The following is a 25315-nucleotide window of genomic DNA, read 5'->3' as shown; positions in this document are numbered from 1 at the left end:
AATGAATAATCATGAAATCGATTTTAAAATATATGGTGATGACATGCAATTTGTCGAGGTGGAATTGGATCCACAGGAAACGGTGGTGGCCGAGGCTGGAAGCTTGATGATGATGGAAGATCAAATCAAGATGGAAACCATTTTTGGTGATGGGTCACGAAATAGTGACGGCGGAATGATGGGCAAATTATTTGGTGCGGGCAAAAGGCTTCTTACCGGGGAGAGCCTGTTCATGACAGCGTTCACGAATGAAGGGCGAGATAAACGGCATGCCTCCTTCGCCTCACCTTACCCGGGAAAAATCATTCCATTGGACTTAAGCGAGCTCGGCGGTAAAGTCATTTGCCAAAAGGATGCCTTTCTGGCGGCAGCCAAGGGAGTATCGATTGGAATCGAGTTTCAGAGAAAAATAGGAACGGGCTTTTTTGGCGGCGAAGGCTTCATCATGCAAAAGCTCGAAGGTGACGGAATGACCTTCGTCCATGCTGGCGGCACGATCCATAAAAAAGAATTGGCTCCAGGTGAGATCCTCCGGGTCGATACGGGGTGTTTAGTCGCCATGACTGGCGGGGTAGATTATAATATCGAATTCGTAAAAGGCGTGAAGACCGCTTTATTCGGGGGCGAAGGGTTATTCTTCGCCACATTGAAAGGACCTGGAACCGTCTGGGTGCAATCATTGCCTTTCAGCCGCCTTGCAAGCCGCGTCTTTGCAGCAGCACCGCAAAACGGGGGATCTTCTGAAGAAGGCAGTGTAGCTAAGGGTTTATTCAATTTATTCAACGATAAATAAGGTCCGATCGATGGCTGCCATCAAGGCAGCCATCGATCGATTCCATAAAGGATGGTTCTCTATGCAGCTTGTTAAATGGTCCTACATGCGACGATATAATATCAAGGCAACTTTTGATCGATTCCCGAACTCTCCCGTCATTTTTCGAAAGATAAGAGATTACTATTTTGTTTACACGATTCACTGGACCGCGGCCGATGCCCCAATCGGCATTGAAGAGCTCGAAGAAATGGAACGTCTGCTCAACAGGGAGCTTGGAACTGAACTGCAATATCTCTATCGGAGAAAATGAACTCACTCTTCGTACATCATCTTTCTGGTCATCCCTCCATCGACGATAAGATTAACCCCAGTAACGAAATCATTTTCAGCTGCCGTCAAATAAAGACAGGCCCTTGCTATATCTTCGGGTTTGCCGACCCGATTGGAAAAATGCTGTTGATGATCCTTCTGCCTAAGTGCACCATAATCGCCCGTTTCAATCCATCCGGGAGAAATCGAATTAACGGTAATTTTCTCGTTGCTTAAAGAGGCGGCAAGTGCATGGGTCAGAGAAACGATCCCTCCTTTCGTGGCAGCATAAGATTCAGAATCAGGCTCTGACATGATGGCTCTCGTTGAAGCTAAATTGATGATCGCCCCGCCCGTTTCATTTTCCCGCATCGCTTTAGCCGCTTCCCTGGAGCAAAGGAAAACACTGCGTAAATTCGTATTCATCATATCGTCCCATTCCTCAAGCGACAGTTCATAAACAGGCTTGAATAAAGCCTTTCCGGCATTATTGATTAATATATCTATGGTCTTATAGGTTTTTAGCGTCACATCCATCAAATGAAGGATATCTGCCTCAGTCCGAACATCCGTTTTAACGAACATAGCTTCATGCCCGCTAGCCTTGAGCTCCTTTGCATACCGAAGGCCCTCCTGCTCGTCCATATCCGCCAAAACGACCGATGCACCGCTTTGTGCATATCCCATTGCCACGCCCCTCCCTATTCCATTTGAAGCTCCTGTGACGATCACTGTTTTATTTGAAAAGCCCATCATATCATCCTTCCTTTCCCAAGCTTACTTTTCCCTATCATAATATCCAATCCCCTTCACTTCAAACACGAGCATCCGTGGTCATCACAATCAGGAGGACCCATTATATTTTTGTAGCGGCCTTCAATGATGTATGATAAAAGGAACAACAAGAAGAAATCAGGGTGAAGGTGACCCGCAATGTAAACAATTGATGGAGGGATGAAAAATGGACTTATTAAAAAATGTGTTCTCTTTAGGTTTGGGAGCTGCCGCCGCTACGAAGGAACAAATTGAAAAAGCGGTGGACTCGCTTGTGAAAAAAGGAGATATCAGTAAAGAGGACTCCAAGGTTCTGATTAAGCAATGGGTGGAAAAAGGGGAACAAGCGCAAAAGCAACTGGATGAATCCGTCAAGCTTAAAGTCAATCAAGCACTCAACGGGCTGAACTTGGCAACGAAGGAAGAAGTTCGGGAATTGGAGCGACGCATTGCCATTTTAGAGCAACAAAACCAAAACACATAATCATGACCTGGAGGTACTTGAATGTTTGGCAAACGACTGAAACACGCACATCGTTACCAAGAAATCATTAATGCCTTTTTGAAGAATGGCTTTGGATATTTCGTCTATCGCCTCGGGTTATCGGAAAGCAAGGCGGCAGCCAACCTCCAGCCCGATGAAAACCTGAACCTCCGCTCGATCGGCGAGCGGCTGCAAACGATATTGCAAAGCCTTGGTCCCACTTTCATTAAACTGGGACAGATAGCAAGCACAAGGCGTGATTTCGTTCCGGAAGAAATCGTCCGCGAACTGGAAAGGCTGCAGGACCAGGTCGCCCCCTTTCCGTTTGATAAGGTCCGCAAAATAGTTGAAGCAGAGTTGGGCGACTCTTTGGAAAACCTTTTTCTCGAATTCCAAGAAAAACCGCTCGCGACCGCATCAATCGGACAGGTCCACGCTGCACGGCTTCCTTCACAGGAAGTCGTAGCGATTAAGGTCCAGCGTCCCGATATCATGCCGACTGTGGAAACGGATTTGGAAATTCTCGATGATCTGGCAAGACTGATGGAAGCGCGCTTTTCCTGGGCAAGACGCTACCAAATCAGGAAAATGATTGATGAATTCGCTAAATCACTTCGCGCAGAACTCGATTATAATGCAGAGGGCCGCAATGGAGAGAGAATAGCCAAGCAATTCAATCATGATCAGGGTCTGAAGATACCAAAAATTCATTGGGAGTATTCGACGAAAAGAATCCTGACGATGGATTTCATCCAGGGAATTAAGATCAATCACTATAAACAGCTTGATGAGGAAGGGTATGATCGACGGATAATCGCTGAAAGATTAGCGAATTCACTGCTTCAGCAAATTTTGATCGATGGCTTTTACCACGGCGATCCCCACCCTGGCAATATCATCATTTTGCCAGGGAATGTCGTCACACTAATGGATTTTGGAATGGTGGGACGATTGGAGGACGATATGAAGTATCAGTTTGCCTCGCTTGTCATCAATCTGAAACGAGGAAGCACCAATGGATTGATCAAAACGCTTGCCGACATGGGACTTCTGACGGACGAAACCGATATGGCTTCATTGAGGGCGGATATCGATGAACTGCGAAATAAATATTACGATATCCCATTAAGTCAAATCAGCTTAGGCGGAGCGGTCCATGATCTATTCACCGTCGCCAATCGGCATCATATCCAAATCCCCCCTGATTTCACCATGCTCGGCAAGGCTTTGCTTACGATGGAGGCCATAGTCGAGGAGCTGGATCCGCACTTCAGCATCATGAAAGCAGCCGAACCTTTTGGACAAAGGCTTTTCAAGGAACGCTACAATCCAAAGAACATCGCAAGGAATACGTGGAACCAATTCATCGAGTCGGCTGAGGCGATGGCTGAACTTCCGAAGGATATCAAGGAAGTAACGGGCATCATCAAAAAAGGGAAATTACGCTTGGATATCAACATTCCCGAGCTTCAGGTTTTTTTACATAAGCTTGATCAAATCTCGAACCGCCTTTCCTTCAGTATTATCCTGCTTGCCTTCAGCATCATCATGGTCGGTCTTATCATCGGCTCGGCGATAGGCGGGGAAACGCTGCTACTCTGGAAAATCCCGGTGATCGAAATTGGATTTGTCGTTGCCACCTTGATGTTTTTGCTCATGCTTTACACCATTTTCAGATCGGGGAAAATGTAATCGTACAAAAAAAGAGCAAAACCCTTGATTTTGGGTTTTGCTTTTTCCATTCATTGACCATGTGTTCGCCGCTCATACGAAACGGCATAAGCGCGATGGCGAAAATGCAGGATCGGATCATTCGAACACTCAATTCCTGCAGGGATATTGGTTGGATCGAACAGCAAATGATCTGCAGTCGTGTCCACCTTATCAGTAATCATTAAATGCCCGACCGTGATTACCTGTGTGCCTTCCGACCAAGCGATGGTCGGATCGTCAGCTGGGTCATTTTCCCCTCCAATTTGAATGTTCAATTTAAATCCTACTGGTCCCTGCTTAAGCCTTTCTTCCATTTCTTCTTTCAAATAATCTGCAGGGTGCTCGGCTGCCTCCTTTTTCTCCAGCATGCTGAGTCCGGAATCCGGCACCCATTCATACTTGATGGCCTGACGCCTTCCTTCCGCGTTCATGAAGTAGAAAGCATGTATCGAGTAATATTGACACGTTGCGAAACTTGCCGGAGAACGCATTTCCTTAAGCATTTGCAGGCCTGCCTTGCTCTCCGGGTATTTCAACAAAATCCCCCCCAATTCTTTCAGATTGGGAAAACCGTCTTTTGCAGATTTGATGAAGTGAGCAATCTCGACGAAAGCTTCAGGTGTTTTCGCTAAAAAGAGCGGAATGGTCACCGCAATGAGGTCAGTTTCCTCTCCACCTGGCAATTGAAACTTGACGGCCATGCCCTTTACAGGTGAATCGGCATCAGGATGGGTCGGGACCGGTGAGCTATTCGAAAACCGAATGACCGCAGGCACGGCTTCATCCTGAAGATGGGCAGCCACCGTTAACGGCGATGCTTTTCCGTTCGGGGTAAAAACCCCCTTATACACATATCCCCTCGCATGTGCCCGACGGTAGCCTGGATATGTACCCACCACTTTTTCAATCGCATCCACCGCTTCACTGGCTAGTTCAGATTTTAAGCTTTCGTTTCCCTCCATTACATGTCACCCCATCTTTTTAAATTCATTATTACCTGTACCCATTAATTCATAAGCATATTCAAGGAAAACTTGCATTCAAAATGATTTTCACGGAGTATTTCCAAAAATCAACTTCCGGAATATGTTTTCACGCAAAGTGTAATGCAACGCAAGGCGCGAGACTTCTGCTGGAATTGCGCGTCACGGGATATTATCCTTTGGATTGGTCGATTTATTCACGCACAGGTCGAATTATCCTTTGGGTTGGTCGATTTATTCACGCACAGGTCGAATTATCCTTTGGGTTGGTTGATTTATTCACGCACAGGTCGAATTATCCTTTGGGTTGGATAGAAAACAGCTAAAAAACGAGTCGAGCACTCGATTCGCGAGTAAAGCAGCTAAACTCATGAGTAAGGAACAATCTCAACAGGCGCAAGGCCCCAAGGGGACCGCATCCGCCCGCGGAAAGCGAGCAACTGCAGTGAAATGCAACGTCGATGTCCAATACACCAAGTCAGTGGGCACTCGGGATTCAAGTTTAGTCTTCATGCAAAGTGCAATGGAACGGACAATTTCCAGCCTAAAAAAATACCCCGTACATGTTGGTTTTGTGCCTGACATGTACCGGGTATTTCTAGTTTATCTTTAGCTTGTCGTCGTATAAAATCCAGATTCAGTTACATACCAAGGTCTATAAAAGCGTTTCAATATCCCGTTCCATTTCAAAAGGTGCTTCGATTGATTCAAAGCGCTTCACGACATTACCATCACGATCGATCAAAAATTTAGTGAAGTTCCACTTAATTGAATCATCTATCAAGAATTCCGGATGTTCCGTTTGCAGCATTGCCTGCAGCATTTTCCCGCCAGGTTTATTATCAAGCCCATTAAATGGGGCTTGATCGGTTAAATATTGAAATAAAGGGTGTGCCTGGCTTCCTCTTACATCGACTTTATTGAATAGTGGAAAGCTAACGCCATAATTCAATTGGCAAAACGTCTCTACTTCTTCATTTTGCCCAGGCTCTTGACCACCGAACTGATTGCATGGAAAGCCTAAAATATTGAGGCCTTTATCTTTATATCGATCATAAAGCTTTTGAAGATCTTCATATTGCGGAGTGAAACCACATTCACTTGCCGTATTGACTACAATGAGAACCTGTCCTTTATATTGTTCCAAAGAAACTTCCTTGCCATTGATCCGCTCTGCTGAAAAATCATATATGCCCACGCTTCATTCCTCCTTATGTCTTGCTCAGGAATTATACGGTAAATAATTAGCGAAAAAAAGGAATATGCTCAATGAACCAAGACTTATGACCCTGTTTTGATCATTTCATGTCATTCCACATGAACGGCAGTGCCATAGGCGATGATTTCACAAGTGTTCTGCATGATAGCTGAAGTTTCCAAACGCATGGCAACTATGGCATTCGCCCCTTTTTCCTTCGCTTCTTCCACCATCCTGCCAATTGCTTTTTGCCTCGCCTCTTTCATCATTTCGGTATACTCATTGATTTCGCCACCGACAATGGTTCTTAATCCAGCAAGGATATCTTTTCCGATATGTTTGGATTGAACACAATTTCCCTTAACAAGCCCCTTTAGATCTTTGATTTCTTTACCAGGAACAGTATTAGTAGTCACGATAATCATATAGTTCATCCTCTTCCTTTTTTCTGATTTTCTTAACGATCATATAAAAAATGATCGGGAACGGTGCTTGAATCAGCCCAAGAATCCCCCACATCCATTGGTTGAAGCCATTTTTCCTGGCATCGATGAATAGAAAAATGCTTTGGGTCAGTAAGATCAGCCCACAGACCATCAAGGCAAATATCTCAAGATTACTCATGACTCACCTTCACCTTCCTTTTCACATGTACCGTATAGAAACAAATGAACACCACGGTCAGCACCTGGAGCATTAGGAACATTACCGGCTGAAGGTACAGCGCCAAAAACAGGAAAGATAGGATGACTGCAGCGGTTATTGTAAAGACAAGCAGTTCTCGCAGCCGCCTTTTTTTGGTCTCTGCACGCAAGATTTTAATTTTCTCTTCAAAATGCGACGGATGAGGAACCTCAAAAGAAATCGCCTCATCAAAATTCTCCAGGCTCTTATTCAATTGGTCGACTACATCATGATCATTCTTGGCTAAGCGTTTTGGATATCCTGACTGATCCTTCATCAATCTTCGCCAGCTCCTTTCTTATGGCTTTGATGCCTTTATGGACACGGGATTTTACCGTCCCTTCCGGAATGCTGATTATCGCCGCTATTTCTTCGTAAGAAAAACCATAGTAATGTTTCAATATGACCGGCACCCGTAAACCATCGTTCAACTGTCCTAACGCCTCCATCACATCATCCCATACTTGGTTATTGCTTTGCGCCTCCCATTTCAGCTTGCGTACTGACTGCTCTTGTTTCATCCAGTTGAATTCGCGTTTCCTCTTGCGCTGTTGATCCAAATACAGACGTGTTGCTATGGAAATCAACCAAGTGGAAAATTTGGAAGTCCCCTTGAACCTTGAAAGATTCTCGATGGCCTTTGAATAGGTCTCCTGAGCCAAATCCTCTGCATTTTGCAGGTTAAAGGTCAATTTCAATAAATATTTAAGCAGGAAAGGATAGGAACCTTGAAACAATTCCGACAAAGCCCCGTCATCCCCTTTTTTTGCCGCTTTAACCAGATTTTTTTCATCCATCCCTTGATCACCCACTCTCATTTCCCATCCTTTATATTATTTGACGTTTGAAAGGAAGGATTCGTTCACAAGCGATGAAAAAAATCTATCATTCATGCTTCCGCTCAACTTCTGAAAGGATGACATGTGTCACCGTTGCCGCAAAAGGAATGGTTTGATTGATGAATTCCTCCACTTTTTCCAGACTCTCACTGCGAATTTTGAGCATAAAGCAAGCTTGCCCGGCAATTCGATAGCAAAAATCAACATTTGGCAGCTTGGAAATATACATTTTGAATTTTTCATATTCCCCATTTTTTATCGTTGCTTCCACGATACACTCAATCGGAAAACCGATTTTTTTGTGGTCAATTTCGGCAACGTATCCCTTGATGATGCCGAACGACTCCATTTGTCGGACTCGCTCGGTAACGGTGGGAGCGGAGAGACCTACCTTCTTTGCCAATTCCCTCATTGAGACCCGGTTATTCAACGTTAATTCAGCAAGAATATCCCTATCTTTTTCATCAATTTTCATTCGAATAACATTCCCCTTCTTTTCCTTACGTTCAATAAACATTTAATATAAATACTTTGCGAACGCAATTAAAAATGCTTGTTTTTCATATTAAGATTATCTCAAAGGGGAGATGAACATGACAAGAATAAAAAATTCGGAGCTTGGGTCCAGTCCCTTTCAGCGGTTATTTCATTCCGAAGAGATTTTGCAAAAATGGTCAGACCTTTCAGAGAGTGTGTCTGCAGATGGGAAACTATCGAAGGAATTAAAGGAAAATGTCAGGAGGGTCCTGGCCTTGGGCAACGGCTGTTCTTATTGTCAGGCAAAAGGTACTCCACTAAAGCCAAGCGAAGTAAAAGAAAGCTATGCGATTGGGTTTGCAGAAGTATTCCTAAACCAGCGTGAAAAAACGGGGGAACCATTTTTCCACGTATTGAAAGAAGCGCTTACGGATGAAGAAATTTCGGAACTATTGGCCTTCATTTGTTTTACTACGTCCCAGCAATATTTCGGGGCACTGATGGATTTGAAGTGACACCAAAAAGGAACAGTGGACCTGCACTGTTCCTTTTTGACGTCTTTCTTACGCCAAGTGCTGCATCACGGCTGGCGACCTTATCATTCACTGACTTTTGGAAGGATGGAACGCGAAGGTACAGGGGATGTCAAGACTATGGAAGTATTCAGGTGCCCATAGGGTATCAATCGATCGATAAGTAATCTCATGCTGTCCATATCAGCTAAAGCCGCCTTAAGAAAATACCCCACTGTCCCCGTTACCCGATGGCATTCGATAATATCCAAATCATTTATCACTAATTGCTCGAAATCGGAAACGGAAACCTTAAGTTCACTCACTTGAATGAAAACGAGCACCGCTCTTCCGATTGCGGTCGGTGAAACCCTTGCACTGAAACCCTCGATGATTCCCTTTTCCTGGAGGCGATACATGCGTTCAGAAATGCTTGGTCGACTTAAGGCCAATTTCTTTGATAGTTCACTAATCGTCATCCGTCCATTCATTTGTAAAAGCTCCAGTAAACTGACATCTATTTCATCCATGAAACGACCGCCTTTCATAATGAAGGATTATAAGGCTATATTTCTTTAATATGGTGGATGGAAAGCTGTAAATACGTTCTTTTTTGTATGTAATTTTGACAGTTAATATTCTATCATTAAAATTACCATAGAAAAAGAAAATTCAGAATCATATAAAAGGAGGAACCTGCATTGACCTATAGTAAAATCCCGGTGCGAAAAAAGATTGAGGAATTAATTCCTTATGTATCCGGTAAACCGATTGAAGAAGTGCAACGCGAATTAGGCCTGGAAACAATCGTCAAATTGGCCTCCAATGAGAATCCATACGGCTGCTCATCTCTAGCAAAGGAAGCCATGATTGTCGAAATGGAGCAAGCATCCTTTTACCCTGAAGGGATGGCTCCGTCATTAGCGGCAAAGCTAGCCAGGAAATTATCCATTAAACAAGATCAAATCATCTTGGGGAATGGATCGGATGAAGTGATTCGCCTATTGACAAGAACGTATATCCAAGCAAAGGATGAGGTCATCATGGCTGATGTTACCTTTCCGCGCTATGAAACGAATGTTTTGATCGACGGCGGTACGCCTGTCAAGATCCCTCTCATGAATGGCGTGCATGACCTTCAGCGGATGTATGACGCCATAACGGAAAATACGAAAATGATTTTTATTTGTAATCCCAATAATCCGACAGGGACGATCGTTCAAAAGGAAAGGTTAAGAGCCTTTATCGAAAAAGTACCGAAACATATTTTACTGATCCTTGACGAAGCTTACTATGAGTATGTCAATGATGAAGACTATTTGGAAACCTTGCCCCTTTTAAATGATCATGCAAATCTAGTCATCTTACGTACGTTTTCAAAAATTCATGGCTTGGCTGCATTAAGGATCGGATACGGTATAATGAACGCCTCCATCATCCAAGAGCTCATTAAAGTGAAAGAACCATTCAATACGAACCGGCTTGCACAGGCTGCAGCCTTCGCCTCATTGGATGACGATACTTTCGTGGAGCAATGTGCCCGCAGGAACGAGGAAGGCAGAAGATATTTGGAAGCCGAACTGAGCAGGTTGGGTTTGGCATTCTTCCCTTCACATGCCAATTTCTTAATGATCAAGCTGAATCAGCCTGGCAAGGTTGTTTTCGAGAAGCTATTGACTTCCGGGGTCATCACCCGTTCCGGTCATTTGCTTGGGTATGCGGATACGATCCGTGTGACCATCGGCACCCCATTTGAAAATGAAAAGTTCATAACATGCTTGCAAAATGCAACCAATGAAACGGCTGGCATTTGACCTAAAAGGAAGGATAAAAAGATACGGCATGGACGTTGTCGCCCATGCCGTATCTTTTAGTGGATTCATTTAATGATATCCTTTTTTATGATGGTTGGTTCCTGACCATCCACCCTTTTGAATTTGAAAATTGAAATGACGGTTAATGCAGCCAACACGAGAAGACAGGTTATGATACTGATTCGATTTTGTTCACTGAACACGAAACTGAGGCTAATGATGCTTAAAATGATGGCTGCAAATGTCGTTACATATGGAAAACCCCACACTTTAAAGCTCGGAATCTTAGTATATGAACGGCGAAGTTTTAGCTGTGCAAAACAAATGCTGATCCATACTAGTGAAACGACAAAGCCCGGTATCGCCATTAACAAAAGAAATGCTTCGTCCTGTGCAACGTAGGTGATCATCGAACCGGCCACCAAAACAACGGCACTAAGCACCAAACTGTACATCGGAACTCCATTTTTAGAAACATATGAGAACGCTTTTGGCGCTTCCCCTTCTGTAGCCAATGAATGTAACATCCTGGTACACCCATATATTCCGGAATTAGCGGCAGATAAGACAGCCGTTATTAGGATGAAGTTCATGATGTGGGCAGACCCTTGAAAGCCGGACATCGATAGAACTTGGACAAAAGGACTCGATTGGTCGGTAATCTCGTTCCATGGAATCAAGCCGCAGATAACAAGTATCGGCAAAGTGAAGAATAAAATGATTCTCCAAATATAGCTTTTGATGACCTTCGGCAAGATGCGCTCTGCATCCTTTGCCTCCGTTACCGTCAATCCGATTAGCTCGGAACCGCCATATGAGAACATCACGATCAATAATGCCGAAAAGATGGACATCCAGCCATTAGGGAAGAAACCGCCATGTCCTGTAAAGTTTTGCAGATAATTGGATCCGCCGCTCGGGATGATGCCAAATAAAATACAGGCCCCCAAGATAATGAATAAGATGATCATGGTAATTTTTATGCCGGCAAACCAAAATTCGAATTCACCATAATTTTTTACATTCATCATGTTGACCCCGATGATCAAGGCTGTACACGCCAAGCTTAATACCCATAGCGGGATTGCCGGGAGCCAGTATTGCAAGAAGCTGCCTGCCACCACTACCTCGATGACACAGACGGACAGCCACATGAAACAATACATCCAGCCAATAATGAAGGAACTGCGCTTGCCGAAGGCTTTCTGGATGAAGCCTTTCATATTCGTATTTGGGTAGGCGATTGCCATTTCTGCTATGGCTCCCATGACGACAAGAAGTAATAATCCTGCAAAAATATAAGTAAAAATAACGCCTGGTCCTGCTAATGATATGGTTTCGGCACTTCCTTGAAAAATCCCGGTACCGATTGCCCCTCCCATTGCCATCATGCTAATATGTCGCGGCAGCAATCTTCTTTGAAGTGACCCGCCATTTGAATCCATTTGCATCTGCCTCCTTCATTCCATAATGTCCAGTATAAAAAGTCAAATTCTCCATTCAACATGCAAATGGCGAATTGATAGGTTAAATTCTCATCAACCGTTATGGAAAAAGCGTGGAAGCATGCATTGCTTGCTTGAAAAACCACTTCTTCACCAAGATAAAAATATATCAATATGCGGGTAGTTTTACAAGAGGAAACATTGTAAACTCTTACAGTTCCTGTATGCCCTAGCATCGTTTTTTGGTGGTGATTTCCCCTATAAAACAGGTTCAAAACCCCGGTGTCATTAGTATTGCACTATAATTAGGGGACTACATTGGTAATCCCCATGAATTAAGAATATTTTAATTATTCACGATGTGAATCGCATGCCCCAACGCAGCCTCCGCCGCTTCCATCCACCCTTCCGATAAAGTTGGATGCGGATGGATGCTAAGGGCTATATCTTCGACCCGTGCTGCCAACTCAAGGGCTAGGACGCCTTCGCCTATCAAGTTGGAGGCATCAGGACCGACCATATGCATCCCAAGCAATATGTGGCTTTTCTCATCCACGATCACTTCAGCAAACCCCCTCATTTCATTCGTCGCAAGCGCCCTGCCGTTCGCGCTGAAAGGGAATTTGCCCGTCTTGACGCTGTAGCCCTGTCGCTCCGCTTCTTCACGAGTGATCCCGACTCCTGCTATTTGCGGCTCGGAGAAGATGACATATGGCACATAGGCTGAATCATTGGCACTTGGCAGCCCACAGATCACTTCCGCCGCCACCACCCCCTGCTTCGACGCCCGATGAGCGAGAGCCGGCCCCGGCGTAATGTCCCCGATGGCAAAGATGTGCGGCACATTCGTTCGGCATTCCATATCCACTGTGATATGGCCTTTTTCGCCTATCATAACCCCAGCCCGATTCAGACCTATCTCTTCCGTATTGGGAATTCTGCCGATTGTAACAAGAGACTTTTCGCTGACGATCACTTCCGTACCCAGTTTTTCCGAGTGAATATGAAGATGCACTTGACCATCCACCACCATCGCCTTTTCCACCCTTGCCGAGGTTATTAGATTCATTCCAAGCTTCTTCGCATTATGGATAACCTCCTTTACCAGGTTTTCGGCAATCTGCGGGAGGATGCGGTCGGCCATCTCGATGATGGTCACTTTAGTCCCTAGCTTTGCAAAGGCCATGCCCAATTCGATTCCGATATAGCCCCCGCCGATGATCGACAAGCTGGCTGGAACTTCCTGCAGCTGTAATGAGGCTGTCGAATCCAGTATAAACTCTCCATCGACTTCAATGAATGAAGGAATGAAGGGCCTCGATCCCGTCGCAATAATTGCATGTTCAAACTTGTAGGTTTCAAAATCTCCAGCGGTTTCCACACCGATCCGGCCATCAGATAAAAAGGTCGCTTGACCTTGAACAACGGTTACTCCATTTACTTTACATAAATGAGCTATCCCCTGAGTCAACTGGGAAATGACTCCTCCCTTCCAATCCTGCCAAACATTAAGATCCATCGTGATACTTTCCTGGGGAAGCTTGATTCCCATTTTCCCCAAATCGCCAAGCTTCCGGAATTGGTCAGCCGTGTGTATCAGAGCCTTCGAAGGGATGCACCCCCTATTGAGACAAACTCCGCCAAGCCTATCTTTTTCAACAAGGACGACCGTTTTCCCTAGCTGTCCGAGACGGATTGCCGCAGCATACCCTCCCGGACCGCCTCCCATGATCAAAACATCGGTTTCTACAGCAACTTCCCCTACTACCATTATCTCATCTCCACAACTAAACGAATTGGATTCTCCAGCAATTCCTTGATCCGATTGGTGAACTGCACAGCTGTAACACCATCAATCAAGCGGTGATCGAAGGATAAGGACATATTCATCATCAAGCGGATAACACCCTCCAAATCCCGAACGACCATACGCGGTTCCATTTTATGCAGCGACAATATCGCCGCTTCCGGATAGTTGATGATCGGGGTCGCGTGCATCCCTCCAATCTGACCTACATTGCTGATGGTAAATGTACTTCCTGTAATTTGCTCCAGGCTCAGCTTCCCCTCTCTTGCTCGGGTTGCCAACTGCCTGATTTCATCAGCCAATTGAAAAATCGTTTTTTGATCTGCATGTTTTATGACGGGAACAATCAGGCCCTCGTTCGTATTCGTTGCAATTCCAATATGATAATAGTGTTTCAAGATGATTTCATTGCTCTTATCATCTATTGAAGCGTTTAAAGTTTGGAACTCCTTTAAAGCAATGACGATGGCCTTGACGAAAAACGGTAAAAAAGTCAATTTGATTTCTTTGTCTTCGGAATATACCTTTAATTGATCCTTCAATTCCTTCAATGCATTCATTTCCAATTCATCCACATGGGTAACATGAGGAATGGTGGAAACCGACTTTACCATATGTTCAGCGATTTTCTTACGGATCCCCTTGAGCAGGATGCGCTCCTCCGGCTCAGCTTCCGCACTCTTTGACTGTTTGGCTTTCTTTTTCGGCTCCCGCTCCGGAAGGATCGTGTCATTGCTGTGATCGGGGTGTTCCTGCAAGACCGAACTGATTTCTACGAACTGCAGCAGGTCACTCTCGATTATTCGTCCAGCTGGTCCAGTACCTTTAACCTGATGGAGATCAATCTTCATTTCCCTCGCCATTTGACGCACGAACGGTGTTGCCAATACGCGTCCTGCATCAAGTTTCCCTTGACTTGTCACTCGATCTGTTTCTTCATAACCAGATTGCTCCTGGCGGCCACCACTTTCATTACGGTCTTCGTCCTTTAATGACACTTCGTTCTCTTCTTGAATGGTGAATATGGTGGTCCCCACTTCCACGGTATCGCCTGCCGAAAAAAATATGTTCTTGACCACACCTGTTATGGGGGCAGTCAATTCGGCATTGACTTTATCCGTCTGCACTTCAACGATGGGTTGGTCCTGCTTCACCGCATCCCCTTCTTTAATGAGCCATTGGATGATTTCTCCTTCATGCATCCCTTCCCCTACATCAGGAAGTTTGAATTCAATCATGCATCTTCCTCCCCTTCCTAATGACAATTAGAATGAAATCGTTTCGACTATCCCCTGTTTAACACGTTCAACAGTTGGCAGATAATGATCTTCTATTGAAAACGGCGGCACCGGCACATCAAATCCAGTCACACGTTTAATCGGCGCTTTCAGATAAATAAGCGCTTCATCATTAATGATCGAGATGATTTCCGCACCTAATCCAGCTGTCTTATGGGCTTCATGGACGATCAGTGCGCGACCCGTCTTTTTAATGGATTGTACGATCGTATCGCGATCCAAGGGGTACAGTGTACGAAGGTCGACCACTTCACATTTCCAGCCCTTTTCTTTTTCAATTTTCCTTGCGGCACTCAATGCTTCCCTCAACATGGCCCCCCAGGCAAAAATGGTCAGATCACTTCCCTCCTGGACCACTTTTGCCTGACCGATTGGTATTCGGTACATTTCTTCCGGTACTTCTTCCTTAAAAGCCCGATACAATTTAGTCGGCTCCAGGAAGATGACCGGATCCGGATCTTCAATCGCAGATATGAGCAGCCCTTTCGCGTCGTATGGATTGCTTGGTGCCACCACCTTTAATCCAGGGGTATGGGCAAAGAAGGTTTCGACACTCTCGGAATGAAGTTCAGGACCTCTTATTCCAGCTCCATATGGCGTACGTATCACCAGGGGCACCCCGAATTGCCCGCGGGTCCGATATCTCATACGAGCTGCATGTGAAACGAGCTGTTCGAATCCAGGATAAATAAAGGCAAGGAATTGAATCTCCACTATCGGCAGCATCCCATTAAGGGATAAACCGATGGCAGAACCGATGATTCCTGACTCAGCCAACGGAGTATCGACAACACGATTCCCTCCATACTTCTCATGAAGCCCTTCCGTCGATCTAAAAACCCCTCCATTCACCCCAATGTCCTCACCCAAAATCATGACACGATCATCTTGATCAAGCTTTTGATCCATCGCCTCCGTAATGGCCTGGAGCATCGTTACGCTTTTACCCATCATTTCTTCACACCTTTCTTCAGGATTTGCCTCAATTCTTGCTGCTGTTCCTTTAGATGCCATGACTCCCCTGCATATACATGATTGAACATTTCAAGAGGGGACGATTTCGGATAAGCTTCCGCTTTTTGAAGGTGGGATTCTATCAATTCATTGAACTGCTTGATGATCTTTTCTTCCTGTTCCTCATTCCAGTGACCTTCTTTTTGCAAAAGCTTTTTAAGACGGGCGATCGGATCGCGATTTTCCCTCCAAAATGTTGAAACTTCGTCTTGATTCCGATATATGTTCGGGTTATCTGCCGTAGTATGGGCACCATAGCGAAAAGTAATCGCTTCGATCAGAGTGGGTCCCAGGCCGCTAAGCGCTCTTTCGACAGCCTCCCTCACGGTCAGCCAAACTGCAAAAATATCGTTTCCATCCACTCGAACACCATGAATGTCATATGCGGAGGCTCGCTGGGAAATCGTTTTAGAGGAGGATTGCTTTTCAAACGGCACACTGATCGCGTAGCCATTGTTTTGGCAGAAAAATATTGTCGGAGTTTTATAGACACCCGCAAAATTTAGCGCTTCATGAAAGTCGCCTTCAGAAGTGGCGCCATCACCAAAATAAGCAATGCTCACATTCTCTTCCCCTTTCAGCTTACTTGCCCAAGCCGTTCCTACCGCATGAACCATTTGAGTGGCAATGGGGACACTAGGAGGCAGTATCCTCTTTCCTTCCGGGCAGACAGAGCCCTCCAAATGCGCCATCCAGTACAGGAAAACGCGGTACAATTCCTGCCCGTGGATGATTGCCGCTCCATGATCACGGTATGTGGGAAACATCCAATCCCCTGCCGACAACGCTAATGCACTCCCTACCTGGGCTGCCTCCTGCCCTTCGAATGGCGCATACGTCCCCATTCTTCCTTGACGTTGGAGATTCACTGATTTACGATCAAAAGTTCTGAGTAAAAGCATGCTTTCATACATCTTCAGCATCAGTGATTTATCGATTTTTCCATCAATGGATTCAATGATTTCTCCATCAGCACTCAATACACGATACATTTCTGGCTCACTTTCATTTGAATGCGCTTTCATAATTGGGTTTCCCGTCTTTTCCATTATATTTCTCCCCTTAAGTTAGATTTATTTCACAAACTTACCAAGGATTCGAACGGTCATGAAATGATAGCCCAAAACGTTTTTCTGGGCTTTTATGCTGTGAATAATTGCTTTTTCATAAACTTCATTTGCTTATATAAAAGGATAATACATCGGTGATTTTAATAACATGTTAAATAGGATGAATTTTCCGTATTTTGCCTTTTTTTAGCATGTGTTTTCCGATGGTTCGCCTTCATTTTGAAAATATGCTAAATTAATGGGAAAACTTCGTAAACTATCCTTGATAGTTCATCATTTCAGTTATGATATCTAGGGTCAATCGTTTAACGAATCAGTCAAAAATCGATTAGGATATAAGAACCGTTTTTTTATGAGAAAGGGGGAAGATCTTCTATATAATCAGCGTCAAAATGGTACAAGCCATAAAAAATAGACAAACTCGATTTTTACCGAGTTTGTCTGCAGTCTGTAGGCAACACCACATATAGATTGGTGATCTTGCTTATATATCACTTGTATTTTATAAGCGGGGGAAACCCTATCTTTCAAATATTCCTTTCACGACCGCCGCCCCATCTTTGACCATGATTTGTCCCATTGCAATGACGGTATCGATTTCGAACGTTTCCTTATCCATTATGATTATATCGGCATCATTCCCTGCTTTAAGCCGGCCCTTTTTTGCGAGTTTTAGGATATTCGCCGGATTTTCCGTCACGACTCGCATGGCATCGGCCGTTGTTACTCCATCCACCAAAATCGCATCGACCACGGAGTCATAGAGGGACATGCATGTACCTATGCCCAATCCTCTCAGTTTCCCGTCATCATCAAAGTCAGGAAGACTTGCTTGCCCATCTGAAGTTAAGGTGATCTGATTGATATCGACTCCTCCCTCGATGGCCATTTTTATTGCTGTACTTGCTTTCACTTCCCCTTCCTCCAGGAACTTCTTGACCGTACTCGTCGTAAAATCGATATAGCCGCCTTTTTTTGCATATAACAACCCCGCTTTGAAAACATGCGGATTTCGATTAATATGCGTCGGGTAAAACTGAGTGATCGGAATATCCGTTGTCTCGACGACTTCTTCGATCACCTTCAATTGATTTAGGCTGTCGCCCACATGCATGTTCACGATTCCGCCTTTCCCGGACAGCAGGCCTCCATTACGGGCCTGCGAGGCAAGTTTGGCAAGTTCTGCCGCAGTCGGTTGCGAAGATCGGTGATCTGCGATGGCAATTTCACCGACACCGATGATTTTATCGATAAGGATCAAATCGTCCTCGACCTTCCCTGTCAATGTCTTGACTGGAACATGATAGGAGCCGGTATGGACGAAGCAGCTTATCCCTTCCTCTTCAAGAGCTCTCGCTTTAGCTATCAGTGCCGGCATCGTCCTTGTCGTTCCATCCGTTCCGATAACACCGACCAATGTCGTTATTCCTGCCAGCGTCGCATCCGTCAATTGGATTTCAGGTGTCCTCGTCTTGAAGCCTCCTTCCCCTCCTCCGCCGATAATATGTACATGAGCATCGATAAACCCCGGAACTACGATTTGACCGCTCGCATCTATCACTTCCATTTCAACGAAATTGGCAGGTGCATCAATCGTATCCTCAAGGAAACCTATTTGCCTTCCAACCAGAAGGATATCTTTTTGACCCATATATTCCGGGCCATAAATCTCCCCATTTTTAATAAGTGTTAGCATCATTCCTTCTCCCTTCAAAATTGTATATGCCAAAAAGGTTTCAAATACTTTTACACGGGTAAATATACAACATAACTCGCTAACAACTACATAAATAAGACCGAACCTGCTTGTTCATCTTTTTAAAAATTGTAGCTCAATCGACATCTTGATTATGCTTTTTATTGAAAAAGTATAAAAACCAAAGGAGTAAACGACAATGAATAAAGTAATTTCTTCTGACATTAAAACGAATAAAAGATTATCCATGCGTCAAATCATGAACCTATATCAAGTTACAAAAGAATTTAAAGGAAATATATATTTTATCTGCAACCATAAATTGGTGGATGCCAAAAAGCTTTCCACCTTCGTATCTTTTGTGCTCATCCTTCAGGAATGTGCAAACATGAAAGTCATCCTCGAAGGAGAGAATGTACATGCGATGCTCCAAAAAGTACAGGATATTTGTAATGAAAATGATGAAAACGCACTAAGTTTTCATATGAACCAAACCGTCAATATTTAAATGAATCCAACTATGCTATATAAAGAAGAAGGTGTTTTTACAATGAGAACAATCTTAATGGTGATTGGCGCGATCGTCGTGATCGGCATAATAGTAAATTTCATATTTTAATGATGAAGAGCCTGAAGGCAAACTCGATTATGATTGAGCTTGCCTTCAGGCTTTTTTTGAGCTGTATGGCATGGAGGAAAAACATCCCTGTGAACGATGCCTCCAAGTCCTGAAATTACCATGGCAATTCCCAGTTCCTCCATTTGTTCCAGCCCTCCTTTATTTCATTCCCTTTATCAATCCAATATCGCTTACGTTTCTCTTCTTTTTCCTTTTCCTTTTGCTCAGCCAAGATTGCCTGTTGTTCAGCTATGAACGGTCCGATGTCTTCGGTTTTAAAAGATTGGGACGCTTGGTCCTGGAGCGCTTTTGCCATGATCTTTTGAAAAATGAGCGCACTTCCCTCGCTGCTATGTGTCGTTAAGTAATGCTTTTCATCCGTCTTATCGTATCCAGCCCATACGGCCCCGACCAACGAAGGTGTATATCCTATGAACCACTGATCTTTAACCCCTGATATTCCTTCTATCGGAACTTGCGTTGACCCTGTTTTACCTGCAATTTCATGACCGGAAACCGCCGCGTTTTTCGCTGTACCATATTCCACAGTTCCGAGCAGCATTGTATTCATTTTATCGACGACGTCTTTAGAGGTCACTTTCGTTACTTTTGTGCCCTTTTCCTTCAAGGAGGCTACTTCCTTTCCCTCGAAATTTTCTATTTTTAGTATGGCATGCGGCTCGATCCTTTCACCGTTGTTTGCAAATGCCGAAAAAGCATCAGCCATCTGCAACGGGGACACACCCTTTCTCATTCCGCCTAATGCGAGCGTTAAATTCCGATCTTCCTTTTCATACGGTATTCCAAACCGCTTAAGCGAATCAAGTCCCTTATCGATGCCAATCTCATTCAATAACCAAACGGTTGGTACATTCAGGGAGTTCATCATGGCTTCATACATCGGTACCTCCCCTTTATACACACCGCTCAAGTTAGTTGGCTCATATTCACCGAAGCTCATTTTTTCATCCTTTAAAGGAGAGGTGATTTCATATCCCTCTTCCACCGCGGGCATGTACACAACTAGGGGCTTTATGGCCGAACCGGGGGACCTCGTCAGCTGGGTGGCCCGGTTATAGCCCATGAATTGATGCTTTCCTCTCCCGCCGACAAGTGCGCTTATTCCTCCTGTTTTCGGATCCAAAAGGACTGAACCGCTCTGGACCAGCTCCTCCGTACTCGTTCCGACGGGGAAATTGGCATCATTCCCATAAACGGATTCTGTCGCCTGCTGCATGGATTGGTCCAGCGTCGTATATATTTTATAGCCTTTGGTAAGTAAATCCTCAAGCTTTATCCCATATTTACTGGATGCCTCCGACAAAACATGATCGACGAAATAGGGGTATTTTCCCTTTAACGGATCCGTTTGCTTCTCCCCCCTAATGAGTGTCACGGTATCTTTTTTTGCGGCAGACTCCTCATCCTTCGTCAAATAACCGTGCTCAGCCATTCTTGAAAGAACCAGATCTCGCCGCTTCAATGCCCCTTCCAAATTCTTGTATGGATCAAGTTTGGAGGGCAGGTTAATGACGCCAGCCAGTAAAGCACTCTCCGAAACGCTCAATTCGGAAACCTCTTTGGAAAAATAAACATTGGCGGCCTTTTTGATGCCCCATGCCCCATGGCCAAAATAGACTTGATTTAAATACATTTCCAAAATCTCATCTTTTGTATATTCGTCCTCGACTTCCTGGGCGAGAAAGAATTCTTCTATCTTCCTCTTCAAGGTTCGATCCGACTCAAGCATCGTGATCTTCACAAGCTGCTGCGTAAGCGTACTTCCTCCTTCAACAATACTGCCAGCCTTCGCATTTTTGACCAAGGCCCGCAAAATGCCTTGATAATCTATGCCATGATGTTCATAAAAGCGGTGATCCTCAATGGAAACCACCGCCTGTTTCATGTGTTCCGGTATTTCGGCTATTGCAACGCCTTGAGATTTATTGGCAGTGATCGTGCTGGCCAGATTCCCATCAAGATCATAAATGCCCGTTGGCTGCTGAAGATGATTTTCCAGGTGACTTATGTCTGCACCCTGTCTGAAATAAATTAGAAAACCGGCACCCACAACCATCGCTGCCAATATTAATATTAGACCTAATTTCACTAACCCTCTCATTTGGACCCCCATTTTCCCGTCTGCGTCATATTCATTAAAAATATTTTACCCTTTTTATGAAAGAAAACTCGCTGATTAAATAAATAGCAGAAGCTCATTAGCCTTTCGTTTTGCAATCTGGCCGGGCTCGGGCATGAAAAATAACGAATGCTCGTATCTATCCTTTACCCACAAATGACAATCAATATACTGGTTAAAAGGCTTAATGCTTGTGAAAGTGGGTATAAAACCTCTAAAGACATTTAAAATGGGGAGAGATGATATTCATGAAAGACTTCAAGCATATTGTCGTCGCTTTTGATGGAAATGAGGAGAGTAAGCGTGCCGTCGAGTATGGGGCAACTCTGAAAAAGGCCTTTCCGGAAACGGAACTCACCGTGGTTCATGTCTTAATTGATAAGGTGGAACAGCGCATCATGGGAAATGCATCGGCTCCAGGGTTCGTACCTGCTGCTGGTTTTTATGTGGATCCCGTCCAAAATCATCCTGTCACGGAAGTTGAACATCATGAAAAAACGATAGGAAACGCCTCCCATTCGGTCGTCGAGAATAGTGTCCAAAACGCAGAAAGCAATACATTGAGACTGCTCAGTGAGTTTCAAGTGAAAGGGAATTTTGAAATATTGGAAGGGCATGCGCCTGATAGCATATGTGAATATGCGGAAAGGACCGGCGCTGACCTCATCGTTGTGGGCAATAGCGATAAAAGCGGGCTCGAAAAATTCTTTCTGGGCAGCACAAGCAGTTCCATTGCGAAAAACGCCCCTTGTTCGGTATTCATAGCCAAATGAAGATGGCGGCTTCAAAATGATTCAAATTGCCAAGATCTTCGAAAAAAGCAGGATTCCATAGAGAATCCTGCTTTTTTCGGCATACCGAACCAAAATCATCTTCATCCAAGAATGAATAAATGGTCTAGGCAAACAAAAAAGCAGCCTCATGCTCCCGTTGACCATCGTGGCTTAGGTTATGATCGCATTTACCCTTTCAGCCTTTTTGGCTCCTCTTGCGGAAGTATTTATTTATCGTTCGACGGTTAGAATATACTATTGGTTTCCAAAAAAATTAACCGACTCATGATTGCATTAGAATGCATACACCCTTTCAACCAACTTCTTTTGTCCATTATTGTACAGCTCAATAAGTTTTTTTTCATGAATAAACCTAATTATCATCGGGAAGGGGGATAGACATGGATAAACATTCGATTTCGGCTGAAAAAGGCGCCTACATTAGCATTGCCGCTTACATATTCTTGTCCGCTCTTAAATTGTCGTTTGGCCATTTCGGTGAATCCAAAGGACTATGGGCAGATGGTTTAAATAATACGACCGACATTATCGCCTCGATTGCCGTATTGATTGGTTTGAAAATTTCAAAGAGACCGCCAGATGATAATCATTCATACGGCCATTTAAGGGCGGAAACCATAGCATCGTTAGTCGCTGCCTTCATCATGATAACCGTGGGTCTGCAGGTTGTATACGGTGCTGTCGAATCCTTCTTCCAGCCAGATTCGACGACCGTCCCTAATATGCTGACCGCTTATGTCGCACTTTTCTCTGCCATCTTCATGTATGGAATTTATCGTTACAATTTAGTTTTAAGTAAGAAAATCAACAGCTCCTCCATTTATGCCGTTGCACAGGATAACCGTTCCGATGCCCTTGTCAGTGTCGGTGCGTTTATAGGAATACTCGGTTCCAAGCTTGGAATTCCTTGGTTGGATGCCATAGCAGCTGCAGTCGTGGGTATCATCATCTGCAAAACGGCATGGGGCATTTTCCGGGATGCCTCCATTTCATTAACCGATGGCTTCGACGAACAGCTGCTGCAAAAGATTGGTCAAACCATTATATTGACAGAAGGCGTTAAAGGCATGAGTGAAATTAAGGCACGCATGCATGGAAGTGAAATCCTGCTTGAAACCACCGTTCTCGTTGATCCTCTTTTGACCGTCATCGAAGGTCACGATATTACCGTTAATATCGAAGAAAACCTTTTAAAAGAATTTAATATCCAGCATGCAATCGTTCACATCGAACCATTTGCCATTAACAGGAAAGGGGACCGTCAGTAACTTTACGGACTCCCTTTTTTTAATTTCATCCTTGTAATAACTGTAATAAAACCCGCACAAAAAGAGGTATTCTTTTATTGATTGACGAATAACTAACCCATTGACACATGTCTAAACACCATTAATCTGTTATCATAAACACACCATGTAATTATTTTGATATTTTGTAATTTTTATTGAAGAAAATAAATTTCTGGGTCAAAAGTAAATTCATTTTCCTACAGTATGGAGGGCAAAATGGTATCTAATCGAGAAATGACCATTCACTTTTTATCTTCTCAAAAGAGCACTATCCTTTCTAAATGGAAAGATGAACTGCTGCATTTACCGGATGGATATGTAGGTTACTTCAAGGGGGAAGTGGAAAACGTTTTCAGTTTATTGATGGATCAACTTGAAAAATCGAATACGGACATGGGAGATATATTGAGGGTAATCGGTGAAAAAATTGCAACTGACCGAGTTAATAAGCAGTTGAATATGGAAGTTTTCTTTTCCTCCGTCACCATCGGAAGGTCCATCTTCATTGAACACGTTTTGGTTTCCAGGATGCCTATGGAAGAAGGATCCGCTCTCATTAAGCAAATCAACGTTTACTTCGATCAACTCATTCAGTTTGCATCATCCCATTATACCGATTTGAAAACGAAGGAACTGGACGAACGCTATCAATTCATAAGCCCTAACCATAAAGACCGTTTGACACTTTTAGGCCAAATGACCTCAAGTTTTGTCCATGAATTCCGCAATCCGCTGACTTCCATCATGGGATTCATACAATTGCTACAAGCAGAACAACCTGAAATCAAATATCTTGATATCATTTCCAAGGAGTTGGATCAGCTCAATTACCGGATTACCCAATTCCTCAATATGTCCAAAAAGGAAACATCGGGATCGCCGACAGAACTATTTTCGATCTCCCGACTGGTTAACGAGGTAATTGAATTTTTATATCCCAGCATTTTGGAAGTCAACGCTTCGATTACATGTAACGTTGCCGATGATGCCGTCATTTCAGGTTCTGAAGAGGAATTTCGCCAAGTGTTATTGAATATCATTTTAAATGCCTTAGATGTAGTGACTGGGATGCCTTCCCCATCCATTTATATTTCCGGCTCTGAATCACCCCCTGGCATCCTTACCTTGAATATTTCCAACAATGGTCCGAAGATACCGGAAGAAGTCCTGCCGAATATTTTTGAACCTTTTATCACCACAAAAAAAAGGGGGACGGGGCTGGGGCTATTCGTCTGTAAAGAAATCGTTTTGAAACATAAAGGAACCTTATCATGTCATTCAACCGATTTCCTGACGACCTTTTCAATACAGCTGCAAACTAAATAATGAATAAATATCCTGATTTCCTTGGATTTTCAGTGTGAAATTTTTGACTGAATGGCCTCCGTTTACTTATACTATTAGGAAGGTTCCGCTACTGATCGAGGTGAATGACGCTATAGATCGAAAATTCTCATATGGAATAAACCGATATTTATTTTTCATCTGCCATTTATAAAAGTTAATCATTTCATTCATTATTGGTTTTGGGAGGTGACTGGGATAATTAGGTCGTCCGGCATCAACGGCGATTCAATGGAA

At 44.0% G+C, this 25315-nt stretch carries 26 protein-coding genes; 10 read left to right on the top strand and 16 right to left on the bottom strand.

The genetic code is table 11. The features are described 5' to 3' along the window. Window position 1 precedes the first annotated feature (1 nt). Together CVN76_RS26780 and CVN76_RS26775 are read left to right on the top strand one after the other, a co-directional pair. A complete protein-coding gene (locus tag CVN76_RS26780) occupies window positions 2-793 on the top strand; it encodes a TIGR00266 family protein (RefSeq protein WP_061143141.1) in 792 nt (263 codons plus the stop codon). Between the two features lie 10 nt (window positions 794-803). Then, window positions 804-1085: a hypothetical protein gene (locus CVN76_RS26775; RefSeq protein WP_232732486.1), complete on the top strand. Its 282-nt coding sequence runs from the start codon at window positions 804-806 to the stop codon at window positions 1083-1085. A gap of 2 nt (window positions 1086-1087) precedes the next feature. Here the strand turns inward: CVN76_RS26775 and CVN76_RS26770 are convergent, their stop codons facing one another. Further along, entirely contained in the window at window positions 1088-1837 is a 750-nt protein-coding gene (locus tag CVN76_RS26770) for an SDR family NAD(P)-dependent oxidoreductase (protein WP_100533735.1), read from the bottom strand. A gap of 208 nt (window positions 1838-2045) precedes the next feature. Here CVN76_RS26770 and CVN76_RS26765 point away from each other — a divergent pair, with 208 nt between their 5' ends. Beyond that, complete coding sequence (locus CVN76_RS26765; RefSeq protein ID WP_100533734.1) at window positions 2046-2342, top strand: phasin family protein; 297 nt, start codon at window positions 2046-2048, stop codon at window positions 2340-2342. Between the two features lie 21 nt (window positions 2343-2363). Beyond that, on the top strand, window positions 2364-4034 hold the full coding sequence (locus CVN76_RS26760; protein WP_100533733.1) for an ABC1 kinase family protein: 1671 nt from the start codon (window positions 2364-2366) through the stop codon (window positions 4032-4034). A 50-nt stretch (window positions 4035-4084) separates the two neighbouring features. Here the strand turns inward: CVN76_RS26760 and CVN76_RS26755 are convergent, their stop codons facing one another. The 7 genes from CVN76_RS26755 to CVN76_RS26725 all read right to left on the bottom strand — a co-directional run bounded on the left by CVN76_RS26755 (window position 4085) and on the right by CVN76_RS26725 (window position 8234). Further along, complete coding sequence (locus CVN76_RS26755; protein WP_100533732.1) at window positions 4085-5017, bottom strand: catalase family peroxidase; 933 nt, start codon at window positions 5015-5017, stop codon at window positions 4085-4087. Between the two features lie 676 nt (window positions 5018-5693). After that, complete coding sequence (locus tag CVN76_RS26750; protein ID WP_100533731.1) at window positions 5694-6236, bottom strand: glutathione peroxidase; 543 nt, start codon at window positions 6234-6236, stop codon at window positions 5694-5696. Between the two features lie 110 nt (window positions 6237-6346). Continuing rightward, complete coding sequence (locus CVN76_RS26745) at window positions 6347-6661, bottom strand: YbjQ family protein (protein ID WP_100533730.1); 315 nt, start codon at window positions 6659-6661, stop codon at window positions 6347-6349. Continuing rightward, the gene (locus CVN76_RS26740) at window positions 6642-6860 is read right to left on the bottom strand and encodes a hypothetical protein (protein ID WP_061143149.1); all 219 of its coding nucleotides are present in this window, start codon (window positions 6858-6860) and stop codon (window positions 6642-6644) included. Before CVN76_RS26740 ends, CVN76_RS26745 begins: the two co-directional genes overlap by 20 nt. Next, window positions 6853-7197, bottom strand: a complete 345-nt coding sequence (locus CVN76_RS26735) for a YxlC family protein (protein WP_100533729.1) — start codon at window positions 7195-7197, stop codon at window positions 6853-6855. The genes CVN76_RS26740 and CVN76_RS26735 overlap by 8 nt, the downstream gene beginning before the upstream one ends. After that, window positions 7154-7717, bottom strand: a complete 564-nt coding sequence (gene sigY, locus CVN76_RS26730) for an RNA polymerase sigma factor SigY (protein ID WP_100534203.1) — start codon at window positions 7715-7717, stop codon at window positions 7154-7156. Before sigY ends, CVN76_RS26735 begins: the two co-directional genes overlap by 44 nt. An 88-nt stretch (window positions 7718-7805) precedes the next feature. Next, window positions 7806-8234, bottom strand: coding sequence for an Lrp/AsnC family transcriptional regulator (locus CVN76_RS26725; RefSeq protein ID WP_100533728.1), 429 nt, complete (start codon window positions 8232-8234; stop codon window positions 7806-7808). Window positions 8235-8352: 118 nt separating this feature from the next. Between CVN76_RS26725 and CVN76_RS26720 the strand changes: the two genes are divergently transcribed. Continuing rightward, a complete protein-coding gene (locus tag CVN76_RS26720) occupies window positions 8353-8751 on the top strand; it encodes an alkylhydroperoxidase (RefSeq protein WP_100533727.1) in 399 nt (132 codons plus the stop codon). A gap of 83 nt (window positions 8752-8834) precedes the next feature. On the opposite strand, the gene CVN76_RS26715 is transcribed toward CVN76_RS26720, so the two are convergent. Continuing rightward, window positions 8835-9278, bottom strand: coding sequence for an Lrp/AsnC family transcriptional regulator (locus CVN76_RS26715; RefSeq protein ID WP_061143153.1), 444 nt, complete (start codon window positions 9276-9278; stop codon window positions 8835-8837). A 171-nt stretch (window positions 9279-9449) separates the two neighbouring features. On the opposite strand from CVN76_RS26715, the gene hisC reads away from it, so the two are divergent. After that, entirely contained in the window at window positions 9450-10562 is a 1113-nt protein-coding gene (hisC, locus tag CVN76_RS26710; RefSeq protein WP_232732485.1) for a histidinol-phosphate transaminase, read from the top strand. A 65-nt stretch (window positions 10563-10627) separates the two neighbouring features. Here the strand turns inward: hisC and CVN76_RS26705 are convergent, their stop codons facing one another. The 6 genes from CVN76_RS26705 to iadA all read right to left on the bottom strand — a co-directional run bounded on the left by CVN76_RS26705 (window position 10628) and on the right by iadA (window position 18892). Beyond that, on the bottom strand, window positions 10628-12007 hold the full coding sequence (locus CVN76_RS26705; RefSeq protein WP_100533726.1) for an amino acid permease: 1380 nt from the start codon (window positions 12005-12007) through the stop codon (window positions 10628-10630). A 346-nt stretch (window positions 12008-12353) separates the two neighbouring features. Further along, window positions 12354-13778 carry a dihydrolipoyl dehydrogenase gene (gene lpdA, locus CVN76_RS26700; protein WP_100533725.1) on the bottom strand — a complete coding sequence of 475 codons (1425 nt, stop codon included), beginning with the start codon at window positions 13776-13778 and terminating at the stop codon, window positions 12354-12356. Then, window positions 13778-15052, bottom strand: a complete 1275-nt coding sequence (locus tag CVN76_RS26695) for a dihydrolipoamide acetyltransferase family protein (protein ID WP_100533724.1) — start codon at window positions 15050-15052, stop codon at window positions 13778-13780. The genes lpdA and CVN76_RS26695 overlap by 1 nt, the downstream gene beginning before the upstream one ends. Window positions 15053-15079: 27 nt before the next feature. Next, window positions 15080-16063 (bottom strand): alpha-ketoacid dehydrogenase subunit beta, encoded by a 984-nt coding sequence (locus CVN76_RS26690; RefSeq protein WP_100534201.1) that lies wholly within the window; start codon window positions 16061-16063, stop codon window positions 15080-15082. Beyond that, on the bottom strand, window positions 16063-17175 hold the full coding sequence (gene pdhA, locus CVN76_RS26685) for a pyruvate dehydrogenase (acetyl-transferring) E1 component subunit alpha (RefSeq protein ID WP_232732484.1): 1113 nt from the start codon (window positions 17173-17175) through the stop codon (window positions 16063-16065). The genes CVN76_RS26690 and pdhA overlap by 1 nt, the downstream gene beginning before the upstream one ends. A 541-nt stretch (window positions 17176-17716) precedes the next feature. Next, window positions 17717-18892, bottom strand: coding sequence for a beta-aspartyl-peptidase (iadA, locus tag CVN76_RS26680; protein ID WP_100533723.1), 1176 nt, complete (start codon window positions 18890-18892; stop codon window positions 17717-17719). Window positions 18893-19091: 199 nt separating this feature from the next. Here iadA and CVN76_RS26675 point away from each other — a divergent pair, with 199 nt between their 5' ends. Next, window positions 19092-19400: a hypothetical protein gene (locus CVN76_RS26675; RefSeq protein WP_100533722.1), complete on the top strand. Its 309-nt coding sequence runs from the start codon at window positions 19092-19094 to the stop codon at window positions 19398-19400. 226 nt (window positions 19401-19626) lie between these two features. Here CVN76_RS26675 and CVN76_RS26670 read toward each other — a convergent pair whose 3' ends face one another. Next, the gene (locus CVN76_RS26670; protein ID WP_232732483.1) at window positions 19627-21633 is read right to left on the bottom strand and encodes a transglycosylase domain-containing protein; all 2007 of its coding nucleotides are present in this window, start codon (window positions 21631-21633) and stop codon (window positions 19627-19629) included. 266 nt (window positions 21634-21899) lie between these two features. Between CVN76_RS26670 and CVN76_RS26665 the strand changes: the two genes are divergently transcribed. The 3 genes from CVN76_RS26665 to CVN76_RS26655 all read left to right on the top strand — a co-directional run bounded on the left by CVN76_RS26665 (window position 21900) and on the right by CVN76_RS26655 (window position 25060). Beyond that, the gene (locus CVN76_RS26665) at window positions 21900-22424 is read left to right on the top strand and encodes a universal stress protein (protein WP_198512660.1); all 525 of its coding nucleotides are present in this window, start codon (window positions 21900-21902) and stop codon (window positions 22422-22424) included. Window positions 22425-22825: 401 nt separating this feature from the next. Further along, window positions 22826-23713, top strand: a complete 888-nt coding sequence (locus CVN76_RS26660; protein WP_100533719.1) for a cation diffusion facilitator family transporter — start codon at window positions 22826-22828, stop codon at window positions 23711-23713. Window positions 23714-23950: 237 nt separating this feature from the next. Further along, on the top strand, window positions 23951-25060 hold the full coding sequence (locus CVN76_RS26655) for a sensor histidine kinase (RefSeq protein ID WP_198512659.1): 1110 nt from the start codon (window positions 23951-23953) through the stop codon (window positions 25058-25060). Window positions 25061-25315: the final 255 nt, after the last annotated feature.

The sequence above is a fragment of the Bacillus sp. mrc49 genome (assembly GCF_002803435.1).
The sequence above is the reverse complement of the archived record's forward strand: the minus strand, read 5'-3'. Positions and strand labels throughout refer to the sequence as shown.

Coding starts and splice junctions, on each gene's coding strand:
- CVN76_RS26670 (WP_232732483.1), bottom strand. CDS start 21,633: ATGAGAGGGTTAGTGAAATTAGGTCTAATATTAATATTGGCAGCGATG.
- CVN76_RS26755 (WP_100533732.1), bottom strand. CDS start 5,017: ATGGAGGGAAACGAAAGCTTAAAATCTGAACTAGCCAGTGAAGCGGTG.
- CVN76_RS26675 (WP_100533722.1), top strand. CDS start 19,092: ATGAATAAAGTAATTTCTTCTGACATTAAAACGAATAAAAGATTATCC.
- CVN76_RS26765 (WP_100533734.1), top strand. CDS start 2,046: ATGGACTTATTAAAAAATGTGTTCTCTTTAGGTTTGGGAGCTGCCGCC.
- CVN76_RS26705 (WP_100533726.1), bottom strand. CDS start 12,007: ATGGATTCAAATGGCGGGTCACTTCAAAGAAGATTGCTGCCGCGACAT.
- CVN76_RS26780 (WP_061143141.1), top strand. CDS start 2: ATGAATAATCATGAAATCGATTTTAAAATATATGGTGATGACATGCAA.
- CVN76_RS26760 (WP_100533733.1), top strand. CDS start 2,364: ATGTTTGGCAAACGACTGAAACACGCACATCGTTACCAAGAAATCATT.
- CVN76_RS26720 (WP_100533727.1), top strand. CDS start 8,353: ATGACAAGAATAAAAAATTCGGAGCTTGGGTCCAGTCCCTTTCAGCGG.
- CVN76_RS26655 (WP_198512659.1), top strand. CDS start 23,951: ATGGTATCTAATCGAGAAATGACCATTCACTTTTTATCTTCTCAAAAG.
- CVN76_RS26725 (WP_100533728.1), bottom strand. CDS start 8,234: ATGAAAATTGATGAAAAAGATAGGGATATTCTTGCTGAATTAACGTTG.
- CVN76_RS26695 (WP_100533724.1), bottom strand. CDS start 15,052: ATGATTGAATTCAAACTTCCTGATGTAGGGGAAGGGATGCATGAAGGA.
- CVN76_RS26735 (WP_100533729.1), bottom strand. CDS start 7,197: ATGAAGGATCAGTCAGGATATCCAAAACGCTTAGCCAAGAATGATCAT.
- CVN76_RS26775 (WP_232732486.1), top strand. CDS start 804: ATGGCTGCCATCAAGGCAGCCATCGATCGATTCCATAAAGGATGGTTC.
- CVN76_RS26740 (WP_061143149.1), bottom strand. CDS start 6,860: ATGAGTAATCTTGAGATATTTGCCTTGATGGTCTGTGGGCTGATCTTA.
- iadA (WP_100533723.1), bottom strand. CDS start 18,892: ATGCTAACACTTATTAAAAATGGGGAGATTTATGGCCCGGAATATATG.
- CVN76_RS26665 (WP_198512660.1), top strand. CDS start 21,900: ATGAAAGACTTCAAGCATATTGTCGTCGCTTTTGATGGAAATGAGGAG.
- lpdA (WP_100533725.1), bottom strand. CDS start 13,778: ATGGTAGTAGGGGAAGTTGCTGTAGAAACCGATGTTTTGATCATGGGA.
- CVN76_RS26660 (WP_100533719.1), top strand. CDS start 22,826: ATGGATAAACATTCGATTTCGGCTGAAAAAGGCGCCTACATTAGCATT.
- sigY (WP_100534203.1), bottom strand. CDS start 7,717: ATGGATGAAAAAAATCTGGTTAAAGCGGCAAAAAAAGGGGATGACGGG.
- CVN76_RS26770 (WP_100533735.1), bottom strand. CDS start 1,837: ATGGGCTTTTCAAATAAAACAGTGATCGTCACAGGAGCTTCAAATGGA.
- CVN76_RS26745 (WP_100533730.1), bottom strand. CDS start 6,661: ATGATTATCGTGACTACTAATACTGTTCCTGGTAAAGAAATCAAAGAT.
- CVN76_RS26690 (WP_100534201.1), bottom strand. CDS start 16,063: ATGGGTAAAAGCGTAACGATGCTCCAGGCCATTACGGAGGCGATGGAT.
- CVN76_RS26715 (WP_061143153.1), bottom strand. CDS start 9,278: ATGGATGAAATAGATGTCAGTTTACTGGAGCTTTTACAAATGAATGGA.
- pdhA (WP_232732484.1), bottom strand. CDS start 17,175: ATGGAAAAGACGGGAAACCCAATTATGAAAGCGCATTCAAATGAAAGT.